The 22,801-nt window shown below is 71.5% G+C and carries 19 protein-coding genes and 2 pseudogenes; 7 read left to right on the top strand and 14 right to left on the bottom strand.

The features are described from left to right. The first annotated feature begins 19 nt into the window (after nt 1-19). A complete protein-coding gene (locus AB5J49_RS15055; protein ID WP_369175141.1) occupies nt 20-1,054 on the top strand; it encodes a GlxA family transcriptional regulator in 1,035 nt (344 codons plus the stop codon). Between the two features lie 72 nt (nt 1,055-1,126). On the opposite strand, the pseudogene AB5J49_RS15050 reads toward AB5J49_RS15055, so the two are convergent. The 5 genes and pseudogenes from AB5J49_RS15050 to AB5J49_RS15030 all read right to left on the bottom strand — a co-directional run. Next, a pseudogene (locus AB5J49_RS15050) lies at nt 1,127-1,258 on the bottom strand (IS630 family transposase); the annotation flags it as partial. Nucleotides 1,259-1,753: 495 nt separating this feature from the next. Continuing rightward, on the bottom strand, nt 1,754-2,209 hold the full coding sequence (locus tag AB5J49_RS15045; protein WP_369175140.1) for an RICIN domain-containing protein: 456 nt from the start codon (nt 2,207-2,209) through the stop codon (nt 1,754-1,756). Nucleotides 2,210-2,242: 33 nt separating this feature from the next. Further along, nucleotides 2,243-3,838: pseudogene (locus AB5J49_RS15040) on the bottom strand (glycoside hydrolase 43 family protein); the annotation flags it as partial. A 241-nt stretch (nt 3,839-4,079) separates the two neighbouring features. Continuing rightward, nucleotides 4,080-4,316, bottom strand: coding sequence for a hypothetical protein (locus AB5J49_RS15035; RefSeq protein ID WP_369169144.1), 237 nt, complete (start codon nt 4,314-4,316; stop codon nt 4,080-4,082). A 252-nt stretch (nt 4,317-4,568) separates the two neighbouring features. Beyond that, entirely contained in the window at nt 4,569-5,051 is a 483-nt protein-coding gene (locus tag AB5J49_RS15030; protein ID WP_369169143.1) for a hypothetical protein, read from the bottom strand. A gap of 306 nt (nt 5,052-5,357) precedes the next feature. On the opposite strand from AB5J49_RS15030, the gene AB5J49_RS15025 reads away from it, so the two are divergent. The 4 genes from AB5J49_RS15025 to AB5J49_RS15010 all read left to right on the top strand — a co-directional run bounded on the left by AB5J49_RS15025 (nt 5,358) and on the right by AB5J49_RS15010 (nt 8,009). Next, on the top strand, nt 5,358-5,594 hold the full coding sequence (locus tag AB5J49_RS15025) for a hypothetical protein (RefSeq protein ID WP_369169142.1): 237 nt from the start codon (nt 5,358-5,360) through the stop codon (nt 5,592-5,594). Between the two features lie 202 nt (nt 5,595-5,796). Further along, a complete protein-coding gene (locus AB5J49_RS15020) occupies nt 5,797-6,084 on the top strand; it encodes a hypothetical protein (protein ID WP_369169141.1) in 288 nt (95 codons plus the stop codon). A gap of 113 nt (nt 6,085-6,197) precedes the next feature. Next, nucleotides 6,198-7,202: an esterase/lipase family protein gene (locus AB5J49_RS15015; RefSeq protein WP_369169140.1), complete on the top strand. Its 1,005-nt coding sequence runs from the start codon at nt 6,198-6,200 to the stop codon at nt 7,200-7,202. Nucleotides 7,203-7,307: 105 nt separating this feature from the next. Then, complete coding sequence (locus tag AB5J49_RS15010) at nt 7,308-8,009, top strand: SCO4225 family membrane protein (RefSeq protein ID WP_369169139.1); 702 nt, start codon at nt 7,308-7,310, stop codon at nt 8,007-8,009. A gap of 36 nt (nt 8,010-8,045) precedes the next feature. Here the strand turns inward: AB5J49_RS15010 and AB5J49_RS15005 are convergent, their stop codons facing one another. The 6 genes from AB5J49_RS15005 to AB5J49_RS14980 form a co-directional block, all read right to left on the bottom strand. Next, nucleotides 8,046-8,270: a SpoIIE family protein phosphatase gene (locus AB5J49_RS15005; protein WP_369169138.1), complete on the bottom strand. Its 225-nt coding sequence runs from the start codon at nt 8,268-8,270 to the stop codon at nt 8,046-8,048. Continuing rightward, entirely contained in the window at nt 8,267-10,009 is a 1,743-nt protein-coding gene (locus tag AB5J49_RS15000) for a VanW family protein (RefSeq protein WP_369169137.1), read from the bottom strand. Before AB5J49_RS15000 ends, AB5J49_RS15005 begins: the two co-directional genes overlap by 4 nt. Nucleotides 10,010-10,155: 146 nt before the next feature. Continuing rightward, on the bottom strand, nt 10,156-10,551 hold the full coding sequence (locus AB5J49_RS14995; protein WP_369169136.1) for a universal stress protein: 396 nt from the start codon (nt 10,549-10,551) through the stop codon (nt 10,156-10,158). Nucleotides 10,552-10,569: 18 nt separating this feature from the next. After that, entirely contained in the window at nt 10,570-12,051 is a 1,482-nt protein-coding gene (locus AB5J49_RS14990; RefSeq protein ID WP_369175139.1) for a tripartite tricarboxylate transporter permease, read from the bottom strand. 34 nt (nt 12,052-12,085) lie between these two features. Then, a complete protein-coding gene (locus AB5J49_RS14985) occupies nt 12,086-12,637 on the bottom strand; it encodes a tripartite tricarboxylate transporter TctB family protein (RefSeq protein ID WP_369169135.1) in 552 nt (183 codons plus the stop codon). After that, nucleotides 12,634-13,641, bottom strand: coding sequence for a Bug family tripartite tricarboxylate transporter substrate binding protein (locus AB5J49_RS14980; RefSeq protein ID WP_369169134.1), 1,008 nt, complete (start codon nt 13,639-13,641; stop codon nt 12,634-12,636). Before AB5J49_RS14980 ends, AB5J49_RS14985 begins: the two co-directional genes overlap by 4 nt. A 97-nt stretch (nt 13,642-13,738) precedes the next feature. Between AB5J49_RS14980 and AB5J49_RS14975 the strand changes: the two genes are divergently transcribed. Beyond that, nucleotides 13,739-15,433 (top strand): ATP-binding protein, encoded by a 1,695-nt coding sequence (locus AB5J49_RS14975; RefSeq protein ID WP_369169133.1) that lies wholly within the window; start codon nt 13,739-13,741, stop codon nt 15,431-15,433. Further along, on the top strand, nt 15,430-16,110 hold the full coding sequence (locus tag AB5J49_RS14970) for a response regulator (RefSeq protein ID WP_369169132.1): 681 nt from the start codon (nt 15,430-15,432) through the stop codon (nt 16,108-16,110). Before AB5J49_RS14975 ends, AB5J49_RS14970 begins: the two co-directional genes overlap by 4 nt. Here AB5J49_RS14970 and AB5J49_RS14965 read toward each other — a convergent pair. From AB5J49_RS14965 to AB5J49_RS14955, 3 genes are all read right to left on the bottom strand, one after another. Then, nucleotides 16,107-16,403, bottom strand: coding sequence for a DUF1876 domain-containing protein (locus AB5J49_RS14965; protein ID WP_369169131.1), 297 nt, complete (start codon nt 16,401-16,403; stop codon nt 16,107-16,109). The genes AB5J49_RS14970 and AB5J49_RS14965 overlap by 4 nt on opposite strands. 525 nt (nt 16,404-16,928) lie before the next feature. Continuing rightward, nucleotides 16,929-17,963, bottom strand: a complete 1,035-nt coding sequence (locus tag AB5J49_RS14960) for a rod shape-determining protein (protein WP_369169130.1) — start codon at nt 17,961-17,963, stop codon at nt 16,929-16,931. 213 nt (nt 17,964-18,176) lie between these two features. Further along, nucleotides 18,177-22,628 carry an SAV_2336 N-terminal domain-related protein gene (locus tag AB5J49_RS14955; protein ID WP_369175138.1) on the bottom strand — a complete coding sequence of 1,484 codons (4,452 nt, stop codon included), beginning with the start codon at nt 22,626-22,628 and terminating at the stop codon, nt 18,177-18,179. Nucleotides 22,629-22,801 lie beyond the last annotated feature (173 nt).

The following is a 22,801-nucleotide window of genomic DNA, read 5'->3' as shown; positions in this document are numbered from 1 at the left end:
GGATCTGGCCATGAGTGAGATGCAGTGGCCGTGCACCGACCCCCTCCCCGCCCCGAGCGCCGACGCGGCCGGGCGGCACCGCATCGCCGTCCTCGCCCTGCCCGGCGTCCCGCCCTTCGAACTCGGCATCCCCTCCCGCGTCTTCGGCAGCGTCCTGGACGCCGACTCACGCCCGCTGTACGAGGTCACCGTCTGCACCGCCGACGGCGCCCCGGTCCTCAGCGACGCCGGGTTCACCGTGCAGCCCGCGGCCGGTCCCGAGGCCCTGGCCGCCGCGGACACCGTGATCGTCCCGCCCACGCACGCCATGCCCGAGCTGGGCCGCGGCGGCCCGCTGCCCCCCGAGGTCACCGCGGCCATCGCCGGCATCCGGCCCGGCACCCGCATGGTGTCCATCTGCACCGGCTCCTACGTCCTGGCCGCCGCGGGCCTCCTCGACGGTCGGCCCGCCACCACCCACTGGAACCTCGCCCCCGAGTTCCGCCGCGCCTACCCCCGCGTCAAGGTCGACGAGGAGGTCCTCTTCGTCGACGACGGCGACGTCCTGACCTCCGCGGGCGTCGCCGCCGGCGTCGACCTGTGCCTGCACATGATCCGCCGTGACCACGGCGCCGCCGCCGCCAACCGCGCCGCCCGCATATGCGTCGTCCCGCCCTGGCGGGACGGCGGCCAGGCCCAGTACATCGACCGCCCCGTGCCCGAACCCGCCGTCGCCACCACCACCGCCACCCGCGCCTGGGCCCTGGAACACCTCGGCGAGCCCCTCTCCCTGAACCGCCTGGCCGAACACGCCCGGATGAGCCTGCGCTCCTTCACCCGCCGCTTCCGCGACGAGGTCGGCATGACCCCCGTGCAGTGGCTCACCGCGCAACGCCTGGAACTGGCCAAGCAGTTGCTGGAGACCACCGACCTGTCCATCGACCTGGTCGCCCACCGCTGCGGCTTCGGCTCCGCCAACTCCCTGCGCGCCCACATGCGCACCGCCTTCGGTGTCTCACCCGCCTCCTACCGCCGCACCTTCCATACCGACGACCTGGTGGAAGCGGGCGTCTGAGGACACATCAGCGCCGCACATACCCGCTCCGCGGGCCGGCCGGGATCCGCCTGATCATCCGCTGCCGGTGCCCCCTCCAGCGGAGGCCAGCAGCATCATCGCCCGCCGGTAGCGCACCGAACTCGTGCTGCCCCGGCGCACGATCTGCGGCAGCTTCTGCCCCTCGTGGTCGGTCAGTCTGCGCACACGGACGGGCTCGGCCACCGCGCCTCCAGCGGTCGGATCGGATGTCACCGCACATGCAACCGCCACGACCGCCGACCCGGCGAACCTATGCGGTCACAGCACTAGGTGTATTGACCCGGTGCGTTGTTCAGGCGGCTGATGGGTGGCTGGCCGCCGAGTGCGGTGTGGCGGCGGTGATGGTTGTAGGTGTGCAGGAAGTTGTCCAGTGCGGCGGTGCGTTCGTCTCGCGGACCCCGTGGAGCAGTGCGCCGGTAATCGCTCAGGGGGAAAACGCGGCCTGCCGTGCCTGGCACACGGCTCAGGGCGGCGCCACGTCCCCCGAGCGCGCTGCGCAGCACGCAGCGGTCAGGACCGGGCATCCCAGCGTTCGATCCTCTTCAGAAGAGGTTGCCGCCCGGTCCAAGTTTTTTCGGACCTCGCTGTCGGCCGTGCGACCTCGGGCGCGCGCAGACCGAAACTCCCCTTGCCCAGCGGGCAAGGGGAGTTTCGGTGGACTTGAACCGGATACCGGTGTCAGCAGGAGGGGAAGCCCACGAAGCCGACGCGGACGAGCTTCCACTGCTGGTTCACGCCGCCCCAGTCCGAGTACTGGACGATGCCGGTCCCGTCCTCGGAGGAGAAGCCCGGTACCTCGACGGCCTTCCCGCTGTTGCGGTTGATCAACCGGAAGTATCCGTCCGGTGAGTCGGCCAACCGGAACTGCTGGTTCGAGCCACCGTGGTCGCTCCACTGGTGGATGGCGGCGTTGTCGGCCGTCGACCAGCTGGAGACGTCCAGCACCTTGCCGGAGTGCCTCGCCTTCAACCGGTAGTAGCCGTCACCGGAGTCCAGGAACTGGAACTGCTGGTTGGTCCCGTCGATCCGAGTCCACTGCGTGAGCGCGGCGCCGTCCTCGGAGCTCACGCCCGCCACGTCCAGTGCCTTGCCGCTGTTGCGGTTGACCACGACGTACCAGGCGTTCGTGTCCACAGTGCCCGGTTGCGCCGCCGTCCCGCACGCGCGCAAGTCGAAGCGTTCCACCCGCACTTTGCCGCCGAGGGCCCTGGTGGCGTGGTTGAAGACGGCGAAGCGGTAGCCCATGAAGAAATGAGGCCTCTCGTTCATGGTGAAGGCCGGGCCGAGCCGGGTGAAGGTGGTGCCGTCGGTGCTGTAGGAGAACGTCGCCTGGCGGCCCGGCCCCGGGCTGATGTCGGCGGCGGCACGCAGCCAGACGCGGCTGCCGGGGAGGTCGGCGCGGGCCTGCTCGGTGCCGGTGCTGCTGGTGTTCCAGTTGGCGTCCATGGTCAGGCCGTCGAACATCACCAGCCTGCTGACGCCGTTCTGCCGCGTGACGCCGATCCAGGCGGAGGAGTCCCGCAGCATCGCCAGCCCGGCCCGGTCGCCGTCCGCCATCCCGGAGCAGTCGAGCACGACGGTCGCGGTGGAGGCGGGGCCCTGGATGCGGCGGGTGAGGGTGTTGCGGGCGTTGTAGAGGTCGTCGGTGACGGTGGCGGTCCTGAGGGTGAGCCCGTTGTTGACGGTGAACGCCGTGGTGTCGGGGTTGTGGTTCCACTCCCAGTACGGCGCCAGCGTCGTCCCCTGGAAGGTGTCGGCGCCGGTCAGCGGCGGGAGCGGGTGCGGGGTGACCGGGTAGGGGTATGTCTCGCCCCACGCGCCGTCGACGGTCTGGAGCTCGGGCCAGCCGGCGGCGTTCCAGGTGACCGGGGCCAGGGCGGGGACGCGGCCGCCGGGATAGGCGTCGATGAAGCCCATGTAGTACCAGTCGCCGTTCGGGGTGTCGACCAGCGAGCCCTGGTGCGGTATGCCGCCGCCGGGGATCGGGCCGGGCAGGTCCAACAGCACCTCCCGCATCTCGTACGGGCCGAAGGGTCCTGAGGTGGACTTCCAGATGTACTGGCCGTTGGCCGGGCGGGTGACGAAGATGTAGTAGTTCCCGTTGATCTTGTAGAAGCGGGAGCCCTCCATATAGTGGATCGCGTCGGGCTTGGTGAGCACGTGCTCGGACCTGACCTCGGTGCGCATGTCCGGGGAGAGCTGCGCGACGCGGATCTCGTTGGCGCCGTACGCCACGTACGGGGTGCCGTCGTCGTCGAAGAGCAGCCCCGCGTCGTAGTAATTGGTGCTGATCTCGGCGTGCCGGGTCCAGGGGCCCGCCGCGTTGGTGGCTCTGTATACGTACGACCGCTGCCCGCCGATCTGGCCCACCCAGTAGAAGGTCTTGTCGCTGGGGCGGTAGCGCATCGAGGACGCATAGATGCCCTGGACGTACGCCCGTCCGCCCTTGAGGTCGTACGCGTCGCCGAAGTCGAGGACCGGCACCGAGTGGCCGATGAACTCCCAGTTGACCAGGTCGTAGGAGCGCAGGACGGGCGCGCCCGGCGAGAAGTGCATGGTCGAGCCGCTGTAGTAGTACGTGTCGCCGACGCGGATGACCTCGAGGTCGGCGAAGTCCTGCCAGATCACCGGGTTGGTGAACCGCTCCTGCTGGGCCGTCGCGGCCGCCGCCGCGCGCGTCGCCGGCAGTGTGGCACCCGCGACCAGGCCGACGGTGGCCGCCATGACTCTCCGGCGGCTGTGGGGGTGTTGGAGCCAGGACATGCGAGATCAGCTTCCTCACGGGGTAAGGGGACCGAGAGTCGAAGTTCGAAATACCGGACATTATTCTGAGTGTCGAACGGGAATGTAGGAGGGGGCAGGAGGGGTGTCAACACCCGGCGCTCAACGGGTGGTTGGCGGCTCGCCCACAGCAGTCGTCGTTCGGTGATCGTGCGCGCTTCGGGGCTCTCGAAGTCGTCCGGGCCGACTCCTCGTCCTCGTACACCTCAAGGGTGCCGAGGCGTCAGCCGAGACGGGCCGTGCTGTCCCGTACGACCAGGGTCGTGGCCAGTTCGACGCGGGGGCCCTCGAACTCGTCGCCGTTCAGCAGCCGGACCAGCGTGCCATGCGCGCCCTGCCCCGGGAGCGCCGCGCCCTGCACCTCGTTGACGTGACCCCAGGGCTGACCCAGGCCGGGCGGCGAGATGAAGCCGTCGCGCAGCTGCTCGAAGCCGAAAGGGAAGCACCCGAGGAGGTGCACTGCCGGCCGCGCACCAGGCGCCTGGTCGAAGAGCTTCGCCTGCTCGGCGTCGGCACAGCCGAGGGGCCGGCTGCGCGGCCTCAGCGCGCTCGGCGTCGACCATATGTGCCAAGCCGCCTGGCATGAGGGTCAAGCCCCGGTCGGCCGGTCGCCACTCACGCGACGGTCTGACCCACCGGTCACAGCACTGGCCGAGCGGCAGGTCCCTGGTGCCGGAGTGCAGCAGATCCCAACGCCGCGCGGCAGCGCCGCTCACGTCCCCGATGGCCGCGGCTGCTCCGGCGGAACCGAGCTCTCGGCAACCGCCATCCGCTGGTCCAGGTCAGTCTGGGTGAACTCTGCCCGCGGTGGGATTCCGGGGAGCTGGCGGAGGAGGTCGTAGGCCTCGGGGATCTGGGCTCCGCGGAGGACCGGGCAGTGGCAGCCGGCGATGACCTCGGCGTTCAGGTGTTGGAAGTCGGTGACGACCGTCCCGAACTTTTGGGCGTCCAGCAGGGCGCCCCAGGGGGAGACCAGGCTTCCGCCGAAGAACTGGCCGTCGCGGAATTCGTCTGGCGACAGCGCCGCCATTTCGGGCATAGAGGTCGGCACGTTCGTGGCGAAGGTGTCTACGGCCCACAGGACGTTGGCCTTCGGGTCGAAGAGGGCGCGGGTTGTGGGGTTGTAGTAGAGGGGCGGTCGCTTGGCGACCAGGGTGCGATCGCCCGCGTCCGACCGGCGCCCGGTGGCCGGCACGCTGTCCCCCAGGGGCAGATCGCGCCCCAGTTTTCGCCTCCCTGGGTGAGGCGAACCTCGATTTCGCCAGCGTGCAGTTCATGTTCCTGCCCGACGAGCTGGAGCGCGCGGAGGCCGCCTTCGACGCGGCCCGGTCGACGGCGACGGCGGACCAGCGGTGGGTGGCCGGGCTGGAGCAGTACGAGCCGGTACTCGATGCCCCGGAGACCTCCCGGGCCGCCTACAAGATCGGCAACAGCGCAACAGCGCAACAGCGCAACAGCGCAACAGCGCAACGGCGCAACAGCGCTCGGTGTCATTCTCGCTGTGTTCGAGCGGCACATGGGAGAGCTGGCCGAGGGCTGGTTCGATGCGGCTTCCGGGGGACCGACCCGGGCCGGGACTGCGCCACTGGAGTCGGTGTTCGGCGTGCGGGAGATCCCGGTGGAAACCGCGGCCGCCATACGAGCAGTGATTGACCGCATGGTGCAGGAAGGCGCCGTACCGGAGAACGAGCCCTGGCGAGCTCTCGGAGTTCTGGCCGGCAACTCAAGGGAGATCTAGGCGCCCTCCTTCACGGCCACAGCCTGGCTGGGATCATCCCCGCGGGTGCGGGGAGCACACGCTGCCGTACACCTATGCCGCGGATGACGTGGACGAGCCGGGCGCCGTAAGGGCGTTCGGGCGCAGGCCGCTGCAGAGGGTAGATGCCAAGGGTTACGGCGGAGTCGACGCGGAAACGCAGCGGCAGTTCCAGGAAGTGATTGTGGCGTTGCTGGATTCGGCGGCCGCCACGGCCGGACTGGACCGCGAGGCATGGGTGACGCAGGAGGGTGGTGACTCGCTGTTCGCCGTCCTGCCCGCGGACGCCTCCGAGCCCGCCTTGGTCGACGACTTTATGCGCGCCCTGGACGCCGGCCTGCGCGCCTTCAACGTCGGCCAGGGCCAGCGGCCTTGGCTCCGTCTGCGCGCGGCCGTCCACTCGGCTCGGCCGCGCTGGGCGCCAACGGCTTCACCTTCCCGGGCCCTGGTACGCCGTGGGCTGGACGGATGAAAACGATCTGCTCCATCAGAGGTGCCGCGAGCGGCTGTTGAACGCTGTGGTGATCCGCTCCTCGATCATCCTCGGGTCGGCGCCCGGCCGGCTCTGAGGCGAGGAGTGGCCCGATGACGGACCGGAATGTTTCCCGGGGACGGTCGAACCGGCGGCGCAGCAGGTGGGGCGCGGTCTGTGCGGGGCTCGGCCTGTCGACGGCGGTGGCGCTGCAGGGCGTGGCCGCCGCATCCGGCCCACCCGCGCCGCCGCGACCGCAGGGGCGGATCCTCGACACCCCCGCCGCGCTGGCCGGGGGGCTTCTGCACCCGGACGCGCCGCCGGCCGGGGCCAACGACTGGAGTTGCCGGCCCACGCGCGAGCATCCGCGCCCGGTCGTGCTGCTGCACGGGTCCGCAGCCAACGCCTTCAACAACTGGAGCATGCTGTCGCCGTGGCTGAAGCAGCAGGGGTACTGCGTCTTCGCTCCCAACTACGGCGGGGTGCCGGGGAGTCCGTTCCAGGCCACCGGGCCCATCGCGGACTCCGCCCGGCAGATCGCCGCTTACGTCGACCGCGTACGGAAGGCCACCGGCGCCCGCCAGGTCGACCTCGTCGGGCACTCCCAGGGCGGCGGTCCGGCGCCCCGCTGGTATCTGCGATTCGAGGGCGGCACGAATCCGGCGCATCCGAAGCGGAACAAGGTGCGCAGCCTCATCGCCCTGGCTCCGTCCAACCACGGCTCGAACGTCTCCGGCATCGGCACCGTGACCACCAAGCTGGGCCTCAACCCGACCGTGTCCGCCGTCGTCGGCCAGGCGTGGTCGGACCAGATGGTCGGCTCCGAGATGAACAAGAAGCTGGACCGGGACGGGGACACGCAGCCCGGGGTCCGCTACACCGTCATCGCGACCCGGTACGACGAGGGCGCCACCCCGTACCAGAACAACTTCCTGACGGCCGGGCCGGGCGCGACCGTCCGGAACATCCTGATCCAGGAGATCTGCCCGCAGGACGTCTCCGACCACCTGTCGCTCGCGTACGACACCAACGCCGCCCAACTCGTGAGCAACGCCCTCGACCCCGCTCACGCACAGCCCGTCCGCTGCGGCCTCTCCCTACCCGTGCTCGGCGGCTGAAGCAGGTCCTGTGCCGCCCTGCCCCTGAGTACCCGTACTCATGCCCGAGGGCGCCCTCCGGTCCACTGTGGAGAACACGATCCGGACCGACCCGAGGGAACCCCGATGCCGAATGCGTCCCGTCCGCGCCGCCTCCCGCGGCTGCGCCGGCTCCTTGCGCTCGCCACGGACAACTGGCTCGCCCGGGGCTATCTGGCTGTCGTCGCCGTCTGCGTCCTGGTCATGGCCGTTCTCCCGGACAGCGGCTTCGCCCAGAGTCCGATGATGCTCACGGCGCCGCTCTCCTTCGCGGGTGTGGTCCTCCCCTTCGGTCCCGGTAGCGAGGGCGGTGGGGCGGTCGAGGTGTTCGCCGTCGGCTTCTGGGCCGTATGGCTGCTCGTGTGCGCTCTCGTGAACGCCGCCGTGCTCGGTGCCCTCGCCACGAGGTCCGCGTCCGCCGCACCGAACGGGGCCGGCTCCGCGCGGCCCCGCCCAGGGAGGGGACGGGGTCTGCTGGCGCCCGCGGTGGACAACTGGCTCGCGCGTGGGTACCTCGCCGTGGTCGCGGCGGCGCTGGGGTTCTTCCTGTGGGCGGTGTACCTGTCGCCGGACCCGGGGTTCGCCGGAATCTGGCCGCTCATGGCCACGGCACCGCTCGGCATCCTCGCCCTGCTGGTGGCGGCACCCGCCGAGTGGGCCTCCTCGCTCGCCTGGCTGAGCCCGTTGCTGTTCTCCGCCGTCGCGGGCTTGGCCGGCCTGTTCAACGCCGTGCTGCTCGGCCGGCTCGCACACCGGCTGCGGGCCCGGGAAGCGCGCCCGGCCCTCTGACGGTCCGAAGCCGCGCCGGCACTCGCCGAGCAGCAGTCATTCGGCGAAGCGGAGGTCTCCGGTGACCGCGTCGCAGGCGACGCAAGCGCAGGTCGCGGGAAGGTCGTTGTCGGTCCCGTCGTCCAGCCCGTCCAGGCGGGTGAGGAGTTGGCCGGGTTCCAGGCCCACGGCCGGCAGGGCGCGAGCAGAAGAGCGACAGCGGGTCATGGCCGCGCCCAGACCGTGGCCCATGACGTCACCGACCGTCAGCCGACGCGTCACTCGCAGACGATCTCGTCACGCGGGGTGTAGTGGGTGCGGAACGGCTCCCGCTTCACTTCCCGGCCGTCGGTGTAGAAGACTCGCTCCACCTTGACGTCGAAGCCCTCGAGCGGGGTCTGCGGCACGCACTTCTCGTCGGTGCTCACCTTCTTCTCCGGCTGCTTGACGTTCTCGCGCGGCCCGGTGACCGACTCGATCTCGTCGTACTTGCGGGTGCCGAGGAAGGTGATGGTGACCGAGGTGTCGGTGGCCTCGGCCTGGATGGCGATGGCGTTGCCGGAGTCGTTCCTGAACCGCAGGTCCAGGCTGCCCCAGGCGACCGTCGCCTCGCGGCCCTCCGGGTAGCGCTCGATGTAGAAGGAGTGGGCGCCGTACTCCACGGGCTTGACCCCGGCGAAGAACATCGCGTTGAACATGGTCGTGGCCACGGCGGAGACACCGCCGCCGGGCGCCTTGGTGAACTCGTCGTTGAGGATCATGATGCCCTCGGTGAAACCGTTGGCCTCGGTGCGTTCGCCGACGGTGCGGTTGAAGCTCCAGGTGTTGTTCGGCATCACCACGGAACCGTTGATCAGTTCCGCCGCCCGGCCGATGTTCTTCGTGCGGTACGGCGCCGGTTCGAAGTGGACCGTGAAGGAGGACATCTTCTCCGTCAGGCCCAGCCGCGCGGCGTTCTCGGAGGTCACCTGCGGCTGGGTCACGCGTGCGGCCACCTCGCCGGTGCGGGCGGTGATGCCCGACTTGGTGAGCAGCGGCAGCACGGCCTTGCCCAGCGCCTCGTCGGTGACCTGAACGCCGGGCCTGGCGTCGTCGGCCGCCACGACCTCGTCGCCGTCGAGGTCCAGCGTGGCGTTCCGGGGCTCGGCAGGCAGGTCGGACAGGGGCTCGGCCACCGCGGGGGCGGCGCGCAGGCCCTTGGCGTCCAGTTTCGGGGTCAGCTTGCCGGCGTCGTCCGGCCGCATCGTCAGGTACTCGCCGAGGACGGCCGGGTCGATCGTGAACCGTTCGCCGGCCGCGGCGAGCCTGACCGGCGCGGACATGGCGGGCTGCGCGAACTCACGCACCGCCCGCCGCACCTCCGCCGCCGTGACCTCGGGTTTCGTCTCGCGGGCCGGCAGGGCCGTGACGGAGTCGGCCTTGCCGGTGAGGAAGGCGGTGCGCAGGGGGTCGACCGCGGCGTCCGTGTCCAGTGCGTAGCCGTCGTGCGGGGCGACCTGCCGGACCTCGCCGTCATCGAACGTGACGGCGCCGTCGCGGACCTTCTGGTCGAGTGACTTCGCCAGCCTGCCGAGGGCGGCGTGGGCCTTGTCCTCGTCGACGCTCACGACCGGCTCGACGGTGCCGCCCGAGCTGAAGAGGCCGCCGATCACGGTGAGCGGGTTGGCGTCGTGGGTGCGGGCCGCGTGGTCCACCGTCTTGTCGTAGTCGAAGGTGATGCCCACCTGCCGCGGATCGACCGTGCCCTTGCGATCACCGACCGTCACGGTCAGCTCTCGCGACCCGGCAGGGCCCAGCCGGTCCTCCAGCTTCCGGACGGCCTCCGCCCGGCTCAGGCCCCCGATGTCGACACCGCGCACCGTCGTGCCGGCGTCTATGTCGCCGCCCGCGAGCAGCAGCCCGGCGACGTACAGACCGCCGATGCCGACGGTCAGTGCGCCGCCCGCCAGGGCGAGGGGCGGAAGGGAGGCGATACGGGGAGCTGCGGGGTTTCGCAGGACGGAGGGGGCGCGCAGGCGCATGGGTCTCCCGGGCGGATGGTCGGCTGGGACGGCGCGTCCGATGACGCGTCGCTGTGCGCGAGGCAAGCACATCCAGCTAGCCATAATCGGGCGAAAACGCCTATGTCGCAGACCACGTATGTTTCAGATCACGCGCCTGCCACAGCTCAGGACCCCGCCTTCACCGCCAGCACCGGGCAGCCCGCCCCCAGCAGGATCTGCTGCGCCGCCGAACCCATGATCAGCTTGCCGACCGCGCTGCGCCGGCGCAGGCCGATCACCACCAGGGACGCCTCCGTCTTCTCCGCCAGGTCGATGATCTCCTCGGCGGCGTCGCGGGCGCCGAGGACCTGGCGGAGGTCGAAGTCGATGCCCAGTGCCGCGAGGTCCTCGCTCACGTGGCTCAGGTCGGGCTCCTGGGCGAAGTGGGGGTCGACATAGGCGTCGCCCCGGGTGGTGTTCACCACCAGCAGCTTCTCGCCGCGCCGACGCGCCTCGTCGATCCCCGCGCGCAGGGCTGCCTCGCCCTCGGGGGAGGGGACGTAGCCGACCAGGATGGTCATCTCGTTTCTCCAGATCTCTCAGGCCGAGCTTCGCGCGCGCAGGGGACGTACGACGAACCGGCCGATCAGCGGCCACACCAGGACCAGCGCGATCGCCCCGTAGACCGTGTACGACACCGGGCCGCCGACCAGGCCCGACAGCTCGCCGCCGGAGAGCTGGAGGGAGCGTCGGCCCTGCAGCTCCGCGCGCGGGCCCAGGATCACGCCGACGATCAGCGGCAGGACCGGTAGTCCGAAGCGTCGCATGGCGAAGCCGAGCATGCCCAGGGTGAGGAGGATGAACAGGTCCAGGGGCTGGGCGTTGACGGCGTAGGCGCCCATCGTGGCGAAGAAGAGGATGCCCGCGTAGAGGTACGGGCGCGGGATCTGCAGCAGCTTCGCCCACGCCGGGGCCAGGGGGAGGTTCAGGAGCAGCAGGAGCAGGTTGCCGATGAAGAGGCTCGCGATCAGGACCCAGACCAGGCTGGCCTCGCGTTCGAAGAGCAGCGGGCCGGGCTGGATTCCGTACGACTGGAATGCCGCCAGCATCACCGCCGCCGTGGCGTTGGTGGGGAGGCCGATCGCCAGCATCGGGACCAGCGTGCCCGCCGCGGACGCGTTGTTCGCCGCCTCCGGGCCCGCCACGCCCTCGATCGCGCCCTTGCCGAAGTCCTCGGGGTGCTTGGTGAGCCGCTTCTCCGTGGCGTACGACAGGAAGGTCGGGATCTCCGCGCCGCCGGCCGGCAGTGCGCCGAAGGGGAAGCCGAACGCCGTGCCGCGCAGCCAGGGCTTCCAGGACCGCTGCCAGTCCTTCTTGCCCATCCACGGACGGCCCACCGGGATCACCTCGGCGGGCTTGCGCCGCAGATGCGCGGCCACCCACAGCGCCTCGCCGACGGCGAAGATGCCGACCGCCACCACGACGACGTCGATGCCGTCGGCCAACTGCGGTACGCCCAGGGTCAGTCGCTGCCGGCCCGACACCGAGTCGATGCCGACCAGGCCGATCGTCAGGCCGAGGAGCAGGGAGATGAAGCCCCGGATGCGGGACGAGCCCAGCACCGACGTCACGGCTATGAACGCCAGCAGCATCAGCGCGAAGTAGTCGGGGGCGCCCAGGCTGACCGCGAAGTCGACCACGAACGGGGTGATCAGGACCAGCAGCAGGGTGCCGATGGTGCCCGCCACGAAGGAGCCGATCGCCGCCGTGGCCAGCGCCTGGGCCGCCCGGCCCGCCTTCGCCATCTTGTTGCCCTCGATGGCGGTGACCACGGACGACGACTCGCCGGGCGTGTTGAGGAGGATCGAGGTCGTCGAGCCGCCGTACATGCCGCCGTAGAAGATGCCGGCGAACATGATGAACGCCTGCACCGGCTCCATGCCGTAGGTGACCGGCAGCAGCAGGGCCACCGTCATCGCCGGGCCGATGCCCGGCAGGACGCCCACCGCGGTGCCGATGACGACGCCGACCAGGGCGAGCAGCAGGTTCAGCGGCGCCATGACGTCCGCGAAGCCCTGCATGAGGTTGTTCAGGTTGTCCGTCACGGGCCAGGCCTCACAGGATTCCTTGCAGGACACCGGCGGGGAGGTTCACGCCGAGGCCGATCGCGAACGCGTAGAACGTCGTCAGGGAGAGCGTCACCGCGATCAGGAGGTTGCGTATGCAGTGGCGGTTGCCGAGCGCGAACGCCGTGCCCCAGAAGAGCAGGGAGCCGCTGATCACCCAGCCGAGCCGCTCGATGAGCAGGGCGTTCGCCAGGAACACCGCGATCAGCAGCAGGACGGTGCGCCAGTCGCTGCCGCTCGACAGGTCGACGTCCTCGCCCGCCTCCGGCTCACCGCGGCCGCCCCGGGCCACGTCGACGGCGTACAGCACGGCCATCAGCAGGAGCAGCGCGCCCAGGATCAGTGGGACCGCGCGCGGGCCGACCGGGTCGGTGCCGCTGGTGATGTGGTCGATGCCGAGGGCGTCCACGATCACCGCGGTGCCCAGCAGGGCGAGGAACACGCACACGCCGTACTGCGCGCGGTCCCCGCCCTCCCGGGGCGGACGGGGCTTCTCCACGGTCCGTTCGTCCTTCACGTCGCCCTTCACTTCGGAGCTCATGCCAGCCCGAGCTCGGCCAGCAGGTCGGCGACCGCCTTGTCCTGCTCGGTCAGGTAGCTGCCGAACTCGTCGCCGGTGGCGAAGGCGTCCACCCAGCCGTTCTTCTCCAGCTGCGCCTTCCACTCGTCCGAGTCGTGCATCGTCGTCAGCGCGTCGATCCAGGTCTTCTTCTGCTCGTCGGTGATGCCGGGAGGGGCCACGATGCCGCGCCAGTTGGTGAAGACCAGGTCGATGCCCTGGTCCTTGAGCGTGGGGGCGTCCTTGAGCGCGTCGATCGGCTTCTCGCTCGTCACCGCGAGGACGCGCACCTGACCGGCCTCGATCTGGTCGAGGAACTCGCCGAAGCCGCTCGCCCCGAAGCCGATCTTGTTGCCGAGGATGGCCGGGAGGAGCTCGCCGCCGCCGTCGTACGAGACGTAGTTGACGTCCTTCGGCTTGATACCGACGGCCTTCGCCAGCTGCATCGGGAGGAGGTGGTCGGGGCCGCCCGGCGACGAACCGCCGCCCACCGCAAGCTTCTTGGGGTTCTTCTTCCAGGCGGTGACGAGGTCGTCCATCGTCTTGTACGGGGAGTCCTTCGGCACGACGATCGCGCCGGCCTCCTCGATCAGCTTGGCGATCGGCGTGGTGTCCGTCAGGGTCGCCTCGGACTTGGAGGTGTACGAGGCTCCGACGACGCCCAGGCCCATCTGCATGGCCATCTTGCCGTTGCCCTTCTCGTTCACCAGGCGCTGCAGGCCCACGGTGCCGCTGGCGCCGGGCAGGGTGAACACCTGGATGCCGGAGGCGACCTTGGTGTCCTGCATGACCTGGGAGACGGTGCGGGCGGTGAGGTCGTAGCCGCTGCCCGGGGTGTTGGGGACCATCAGGCGCAGGCCCGTCACGGGCTTGCCGTCGCCTCCGCTTCCGGAGTCCTCCTTGTCGGCGGTGGCGCCACAGGCGCTGACCGCGACCATCGACACCGCGGCAAGAGCGCCGACAAGTGCGGCTCGTCGAGTTCTCATGGCTCATCTCTTTCGCTCGGCCCGATCCGGCGCCATGATTGTGCGATTCCTGAGACACCCCGTCTCGGTTCTGTGACCATTGAAGGTTGAGTTCATAGTGGTCATAACGGCACGGCGACAACGGAGCCAGACGCTCGCCGGTGAGCTGCTCGTATGGCAGCTCGCCATCGTGGTGATCGTGCTGGCCGCCGTGGCGGGGGTGTCGCTGGCGCAGTCGAAGGCGACGTTCGACCGGGTCGAGGGACGCCGGGTGACCGCGCTCGCCGAGGAGATGGCGGGCAACCCCCTCGTCCGCACCCAGCTGGTCCGGCCCGCCCCGGCCGAGATGCTCGCGCCGCTGCTCCAGTCCACACTCACCAGGTCCGGCGTCACCTCCGCGACGGTCGCCGACGCCGACGGCGAGATCGTCGCCTCGACCAACCCCACGCTGGTCGGCACCCGGATGCCGTCCGACGGTCCGCAGGTCGCCGAGGGCCGCGGCTGGTCCGGCGAGCTGCCGGTGAACGGCATCACCGAGCTGGTGGCGCAGGCGCCGGTACTCGGCGCGGACGGCGGCAACGCCGGGGACCACCTCGGCACCGTGATGATCGGGCGGGCCTCGCCGTCGGTCGGGCAGCGGCTGGTGGGCGCCTCGTCCTATCTGCTCGTCTACCTCGGCGTCGCCAGCGTCCTCGGGGTGGCCGGCTCCTGGCTGCTGGCCCGGCGGATCAAACGGCAGACCTTCGGCATGGAGCCGCGCGAGATCGCCGGGCTCGCCGAACACCGGGAGGCGATGCTGTTCGGGATCGCCGAGGGCGTGGTGGCCCTCGACCCCCAGCAGCGGCTCACCCTCGTGAACGCCGTCGGCCGGGGGCTGCTGGACCTGCCCGAGAACTGCGTCGGGATGAGCCTGGCCGACCTGGGGATCGAGGGGCGGCTGTACGACGTCCTGGCCGGCACCGCGCCCGAGGGAGAGTCCGCAGATCTCGCGCGGCGCGACGAGGTCGTCGTGCGCCGGGGCCGGGTCCTGGTGATGAACCGGATGGACGTCACCAAGGACGGCCGCCGCCTCGGCTCGGTGACGACCCTGCGGGACCGCACCGAACTCGCCCAGCTGGAACGGGAGTTGGGCTCCTTCCGCAGCACCACCGAGCTGCTGCGCGCCCAGGCCCACGAGTTCTCCAACCAGCTGCACACCATCTCCGGGCTCATCCAGATCGGCGAGCACGACGAGGTCGTACGGTACGTCCGTGCCCTGCGCAAACACCGTGAGTCGCTCGACCTGAACCTCACCAGCCGGGTCCGCGACCGGGCCGTCGCCGCACTGCTCATGGCCAAGTCGGCGCTCGCCGCGGAACGCAAGGTGCGGCTGAGGATCTCCGAGCGCACCGCCCTGGAGCGGCTGGAGGCGACCGACTCGGCGGACGTGGCGACCGTACTCGGCAATCTCGTGGACAACGCGGTCGACGCCGCCGCGAGCGGGTCCAGGTCCGTGTCCCCGTCGGCGGGGGACGACGACCACGAAGCGTGGGTCGAGGTGGAACTGCGGCAGGACGCCTCCAGCGTGGAGATCGTCGTACGCGACTCGGGGCCGGGGGTGGCGCCCGAGCTCGCGCAGGAGGTGTTCTCGCACGGGTTCACCACCAAGGCCGCGCAGGGCGGTGACCGGGGGATCGGCCTGGCGCTCACCCGGCTGGTGTGCAAACGCCGGGGCGGTGAGGTGTCGGTGACCAACACGCGGGCGGGCGCCATGTTCACCGCCCGGATGTCCGTCGGCCGTCCGGCCGACCTGGCGACGGAGGGAGTCCGATGATCGACGTACTGATCGTGGAGGACGACTTCATGGTGGCGCGGATCCACCGAGGGTTCGTCGATGACGTCGACGGGTTCCGCGTGATCGGCACGGCGAACTGTGGGGAGCAGGCGCTCACCGCCGTCGCCGAGCTGCAACCGGACCTGGTGCTGCTCGACCTCTATCTGCCCGACATGTTCGGCCTGGAGATCATTCCCCGGCTGCGGGCCGCCGGGCACGACTGCGACGTCATGGTGATCAGTGCCGCGCGTGAGTCGGACGCGGTGCGGGGCGCCGTACGGCAGGGCGTCGTCGACTATCTGCTCAAGCCGTTCGACGCCGGGGATCTGAGGGCGCGCCTGGAGCAGTACGCGGCGCGGCGGAGCAACCTCCACGCGGCGGTGGTCAGCGGGCAGTCCGACGTGGACCGGGCGCTGGCGCGGGGCGCGGCGCCGGTCGCCACGGCGGCCACCCTGCCCAAGGGCATGAGCGTGGAGACCGCCGAGCTGATCGAACGGGAGCTGCGTGCGGCCGACGGCAGCCTCTCCGCCGCCGAGTGCGCGGCCCGGCTCGGGGTGTCACGGGTCAGCGCCCGGCGGTACCTGGAGCACTTCAGCGTCACCGGGCAGGCGGAGGTGTCGCTGCGGTACGGGCACGCGGGGCGGCCGGAGCGGCGGTACAGCTGGCTGGACGGTTAGGGCGTCTCCCACGCCCGGCTGCCGCGCTGGTCGACCGGGCCGGCCAGCTCCACGATGTCGTCGGACGCGATGTCGTGCAGCCTGATGGCCAGGTCCTCCAGGGCGCGGCTGGCGGCGAGTTCGTCGCCGATCTCGGGGATGGGCCGGTCGATCGGATTGCGGTGGGCCACGCCCCGGCCGGTGACGGTCGACGGGTCCTGAGGCGTGCCCTGCGTGGTCAGCACGGCCTCCGCGCGGGTGTCGTCGCCGTCCTCGGTGATGTGGATCCGAACGGTCCAGTTCTTGTCTTCCATCGAGATCACTTCCGTACGGGGTCGGGAACCCTACTGATGAGCGTGCGCCTGTTCCCGGTCCGGGTCCACCGCGACCCCCTGGGACATACGGGTCGTCGAGCACCCGCCGCGCACCCGTTCCGCGTCCTCGAGGAGATGGCGGCCGGCGGGGGCGAGCCGCCGTACGGGCCACTGCGCCCCCGGCGGCGCCGGTCGCCCGACGGCGCACGGTGATCCATCCCGCGCTGCCCCGGGGCGCGCCCTCCTCCCCGGGAAGCAGTCCGGTACACATCCGCTCCTGCCGCGGAGGCATGACAAGTGTCTCCGTGGGCACGATGTGCCGAAAGGTTCCGCGGAGAAGGCTGGCCGCAACGGACCCGAGGTACGAGGAGGGCGCCATGAACCGCCAGACCCACGTCCGCGTTCGCGTCACCCGTCGGCCGGCCGCTCCCCGCGACACCAGGGGCGAGATCGACCGCCGCACGCCCTCGGGGCGGATCCTGCCGTACTGACATGACGGCGGCCGGGGGCAGGAGTGCCCGGCGCTCAGGTGGCCGGGTCCAGCTCCAGCGGCTCGATCCTGCCCTCCAGCATGGTGCCCAGGCCCTGCACGGCGCAGATGTCGGGCCGCTCGGCGATGTGCACGGGCATGTTCGTGGCCTGCCGCAGCATCTGGTCGAACCCGGGCAGCAGCGCACTGCCGCCGACCATCATGATCCCGCGGTCGGCGAGGTCGGCGACCAGGTCGGGCGGGCAGTCGCGCAGCACCTTGCCGATGCTGTCGAGGACGCCGGTGAGCGGGGTCTGGATGGCGTTCCGTACGGCGGCGGTGTCGACCTGGACGCTGCGGGCGAGGCCGGTGCAGACGTCGCGGCCGTGGATCTCGGTGGAGGCCGGGCCGTGGGGGGTGAGCCCGTTCCCGGACAGGGCGAGCTGCAGCGGCCGTACGTTCTGGCTGGGCAGCATGAGCTCGTGCTGGTGCCGCAGGTGCTGCACGATCGCGTGGTCGACGGCCTCGCCGCCGATCCGGATGCGTTCGGCGGTGACGATGGCGCCGAGGGAGAGCACGGCGACCTCGGTCGCGGCGGCCCCGCACACCATGATCATGCTGGCCTCGGGCTGCTCCACGGGCAGCCCGCAGCCCACGGCCGCGGCGATGAGTGTGTCGACGAGTTCGACGCGCCGGGCGCCGAGGCCGACAAGGGTCTCGATGGCGGCGCGCTGGGCGAGCGGGTCGGCGTCGTGCGGGGTGCAGGCCGCGGCGCGCAGGAAGGGCTTGCGGCGCAGGGTGCGGCGGATCTTGTCGCCGAGGAGCTGCCGCAGCATGCGCTGCGCCATCTCGATGTCGACGACGGTGCCACCGGAGACGGGCCGTACGACGCGGATGTAGTCCGGGGTGCGGCCGGTCATCCTCTCCGCGAACTCGCCGACCGCGATGAGGGCACCGGTCCGGGTGTTGACGGCGGCGGCGGAGGGCTGGTCGACGACGAGTCCGGCGCCCTTCACATAGACGCGGGTCCTGGCCGCCCCCAGGTCGACGGCGAAGTGGCAGCGGCGCAGCTGCTCCAGAGTGGCGGTCATGGGGGTCCTCCCGAGAGCGCAGACCATGGGTCCGCCGGGTGGGTGGCGGGCCTCGCTTGGGGTGTGTCGGTCGTGTTTGCGGGGCCACGTGTGTGGCGGCCTCCCTCGCATCGTGCGGGCGGCCGGGAGGGGGGCGCCTTTTGGAGGGGGCCGGGTGGGGTGCCGCTGAATGGGGGGTTCTGTCTCTGATGGGGCGTCAGGCGGCGTGTCGGATCACAGGGAGCGGGCGGCTTCGAGTAAAGGCCGCAGGGAGTCGACGATCGTGTCGCAGCCGGCCTTGCGGAGGCGTCGTTCGGTCGCGGGGGAGTCGGCGTAGCCGATGACGGGGATGCCCAGCTGCCGGGCGGCGGTGACCTCGGCGGCGGTGGAGGAGACCAGCAGGCCCGTGGCGGACCGGCTGAAGTGGTTCAGTGCGAGGCGGAGGCACTCCGCATCGGGCATCAGCAGCCGTCCGCGGCCGTGGACCGCCGTCAGGGGGAGTTCCAGGAAGTCCAGGTGTCGATGGACCGCCTGCACGCAGAAGTTTGTGACGACGGCCACGCGGCGACCGGATCCGTGCAAGGCGCGGACCAGGTCGGCGGCCTGCGGGGTCGGGCGGGACGCGACCACGGCCCGCAGCTCCAGTTGGTCGAGGCGGTCGCGCAGGAGGGGAGCGATGCTGCTGTCGGCGAAGGCGCGCAGTACGTCCAGGGGGTGCACGAGCTCCTCCTGGAGCGGGATGGGGCCACCGCTGTCGCCGGTGAGGGGGCGGCCTGTCGGCGTGTCCTCGGGGTCGCGGTGATCGACCGCGAGGGAGAGCAGGTCGAGGGCGGCGCTGCGGGCGGCCTTCGCGGAGAACGGTCTGGTCAGGGGGCCTTCGAAGCCGAGCAGGAGGTAGTCGGCGGGGCGGACGAGGTCGGCCAGGGGCGAGGGCGTGCCGGGCGACGGCCGCGGTGGGGTGGGCGTCGGCTGTGCCCCGGCTGTCAGACGTACCGAACAGCTCACCGACAGCCCCGGCACCGGCCACCCGCGCACGCCCGCCTCCACGGCCTGCTGGGCCGCGCCCGCCCGGTGCAGGGGATGGCGGCGGGTGATGCGGAACGCCTCGCTCAGGAAGTGGTCCAGCAGGGCGTTCGCGACGTGCGTGGTCTCCCCGCGGACGAAGGCCACCGGGGCGGCCACATGCCAGGAGAGGTCCACGGACGCGGCGAAGGAGCCGGCGCCGGAGCTCGGGAGGTTGACCTGGTGGGTGGCCTGGTGGGTGGTGAGGTCCACCTCGTAGTACGTCACGTTGCGGGGGCGGAGTCTGCCCCAGGGGCGGGCCGGGTCGAGGATGGTGAGAGGGCCGTCGGGCTGGGTGTGGACGATGGCCGAACGGCCGGGGTCCGAGCGCAGCACGGTCAGGTCGGGGGCGATGAAGGGGCCGCGTACCAGGCCGCGGGGCGCGGATTGCGGATCGGTCGCCCGCCGGGACAAGGGGCAGTACCAGGCGATGGGCGCGGAACCGGGGGTGTCCCGGTGCAGCGGCAGGAACGCCGAAAGGCTGGAGAGCTCCGCGTGCAGCTCCGGCGAGACGACGACCGTGATGTCCGCGGCGATGGACTCCAGGGCGGTCCGCACGTCGGACGGGACGGCGGACTCGTCCGCGCTCGCGATCCACGGGGTGTGCCAGAACGTCACGCGAAATCCCGGCGGGTCGGCCAAGGTCGCGAGCATGACCGGCAGTTGGAGCAGCGCCGCGCTCACCATCGGCAGGACTGCCGCGTCGGGTTCGGTGAGGACGACGTAGCCGTTGTCACGGGGCAGCACTTCGTACTGGTCCTGGCGCAGTGCCGTGGACAGCAGTCGTTCCGCGGCACGGCCGAGGGCGTGGTGGGCCTCCGGGTGCTCGCTCAGGCCGTCGGCCTCGAGGGCGATCGTCGGGCGGGGGACGGCGCGCAGTTCGTGGTAGAGCTCTTGCAGGGTGCCCGGCGCGATGGGGGCGCCGTACTGCCGTTCCCGGTACTCCTCGTAGGACTCGTACGCCTCGATGGCCTGCGCGATGCGCCCCATCCCCTTCAGCGCCAGGATGTGCAGCCGACGGAAGTCGTCGTGATCCGGGTGGGCACGGACGAGGGCGGTGAGATCGGTTGTCGCCTGTTCGAAGTCGCCCAGCTCCAGGTCGAGTTCGGCTCGGGTGGCGCACAGGCTGAGGCGCAGGGCGCGCAGCCGGGCGCGGGTGGCCTTCGCGGCGGGGCCGGGGATGCCGAGCAGGGGGTCGCTGTGGAACAGGCTCAAGGCATCCTGGACCAGGGAGCGTTGGGCGGCCAGGGGCAGGTCGTCGGTGCGGTGGGCGACCAGTTCCTCGCAGTGGTGCACGTCGATGTAGTCGCCCGGCAGGTGCAGGGCATAGCCGTCGAGGAGTTCGGCGAGGGTGCCGGGGCCGAGGCACAGCCGTAGGTCCGTCGCCACATCGCGAAGGCGGCTCAGCGCCTGGATTCCCGACGGAGGCTGCTCCCACAGTCCCTCGGCTAGGGTGTCGAAGCCGACACGGCGGCCCTGCTTGAGCAGCAACATGCACAGCAGGGCCTGAGCCTCCGGGGGAGGGAGGGTGAGGAACCGGCCGGCGCGCCTGATGTTCAACGGGCCGAGCATCGTGACGCGGAGGCGGTCTGCCTCCATCTCACCCCTCGCCCGTGCGAAGCCGGCCGAGGGCGGCAGCCGCCGAACGGCGGCTGCCGGATCCTTGCCCCGCGTCAGTTCCGCCATCATCCGCTGGAACGGCGGGCTGACCGGGCTGTGCGCGGCCAAGTCCCTTAGCAGCGACCTGAACAGGAGGAGGTCCGACCTCTCGTCGTGCGCCTCCGACTGTTCCCCCAGCGCGAACCTGCTGAGCACCACCGACCCGTCCGGCCGCAGCAGCAGACCGTCCCAGCCGTCCTGCCCGCGCACCAGGCCGCGCTCGTGCAGTGCCTCCAGCGCGGGCACGACATCCGCCACCAGCTGGGCGAACACCCGGAAGGAGACCCCCGGTCCGCTGCCCAGCTGCAGTTCGGCCAGGGTGACGCCGTCCACGAACTCGGCGACCAGATAAGGCCGTTCACCCTCCGAGCCGAAGTCCAGCACGCGCACCACGTTCGGATGCTGCAGCTCCGCCAGCGCCCGCGCCTCCCGCAGGAACCGCTCCTGCGGGGCCGCCTGGACCGGATAGCGGTGCACGACCACCGGCAGGTCGGTCCATACGTCGACGGCCGCCCACATGCGCTGACTGGGCCCCCGCTGCCCCAGCAGCCGATACCGACCGGCGAAGAGCTCCTCTTCCACACCTCCGCCCAGCCGCCGTACCGTCTCCTCCCTGACCGTCGCGAAGGCGGCACCCCCACCTCCCGAACCGTCGCCTCCTCGCGCCTGTGCCCGGAACTCACCCGGCCTGACGGCCGCCTCTTCGTCGATCAACCCGCCGACCCGGGCGAGGAATTCACGGGTCCGTGTCCGCGCCGTACGCGGCAGCGACCGCAGCAGCAGCTCCCGCACCCCTGGACGGAACTCGTACGACCCCGGCGGCCCAGGAGCCGCCGTCAGCATGCCGCTCAGGATGATCTCGGCCAGGTGCTGGGGGCGGGGGCCGCGGTCCAAGGCGCGCTGGACGAGGCGCATCACCGGCAGGGACGGGTTGGCCAGGGCGAGATGACCGGCGATGCGGAAGGCTTCCGGGGACGCGGTCGCCCGGAAGCGCAGCACCAGGTCCTGCGCGGGCAACGCGGCGATGTCGGGGGCCGGTTCGGTCGGCGGCAGCGGCGCGGGCGCCAGCCAGGCCAGGGCGCCGGGTGCGTGGCCGCCGCCCGGCGCGGCGATCAGGGCGGCCCAGTTGGCTAGCCAGGCCGGGGCCGGTTCCAGGACGGGGAGGGGGACGGCGCGATCGTAGGACTCGTGTGCGTCGTACGGCGTGAAGGTGAGCGCGGCCGAAGGCGCCGCCGCCGTCGGGGCCGTGAGCAGGCCCGGGGCGGCGGGCAGGGCCGTGGTGTGCCAGAGGTGTTCGGGCAGTGGCTGTACGACGGCCAGGGGCATGCGGGCCGCCCAGCGGCGCAGGGTCCGGTACCAGCGGTCGCCCGCCGGGCCGGGCCGCCATTGCGGGCCCATGCAGTCGCTGACGATCAGGGTGACCGTGCGGCCGTCGGCCAGTGCCGGGACCTGGTGGGCGCGGCCGTCGGGGGTGGCGCGGTGTGCGGTGACCGTGCGGAAGATGCCTGACTGGGCGAGCACGGTGTGCAGTTCGCGCACCAAGGGGCGCCAGACGGGCATCGTGGGGCCCGCGTCGTACACCAGGTTCAGGCGCAGCCAGCGGTCCGGCGCCGGGCGCAGCACCGGGAGCCAGACGTCGGGGCGCGCACCGAGCCGGGCGATCCGGTCGGCGGTGGCGTGCTCGTCGAGGAGCCGGGCGCGAGGCGAGGGAACCTTGCGCTTGAGGGGGCGCAGGGCGCGTTGCAGGGCGAGCGGCTGGGGCAGCATCGGGGGCGCGGGGGCGAGCAGCGGGGTGCCGCCGCGTGGGCCCGGCGCGTCGGGGTGCGGGGGCTCCGGGAGGTGGAGGGGGATTCGGTCGTCGGGGGGAGTGGGGTGGGGGACGGGGGCCGGTGGGGGTGCCCGGGGTCCTGGGGGCCGGCGTGCGGTGGCAGGGCGGTGGGGGCGGGGTCCGCAGGTGTACCGGATGTGTCTTCGGGGTGGTCACCGGTGGTGGGCGCTGGCCGACCGGGAGCTGCGTTCTCCCGCTCACCTCGCAACTGCTCGGCCAGCCAGATGAGTTCGGCCAGTTCGCGGGACGTGGGTCCCGCTTCCGGGGATACGTCCGCTCCCGTGGCCGCGGCCAGTACGGTGGCCAGCCG

Origin of the sequence: Streptomyces sp. R28 (assembly GCF_041052385.1) — a bacterium.
In the GTDB taxonomy this organism is placed as follows: Bacteria; Actinomycetota; Actinomycetes; order Streptomycetales; family Streptomycetaceae; genus Streptomyces.
The sequence above is the reverse complement of the archived record's forward strand: the minus strand, read 5'-3'. Positions and strand labels throughout refer to the sequence as shown.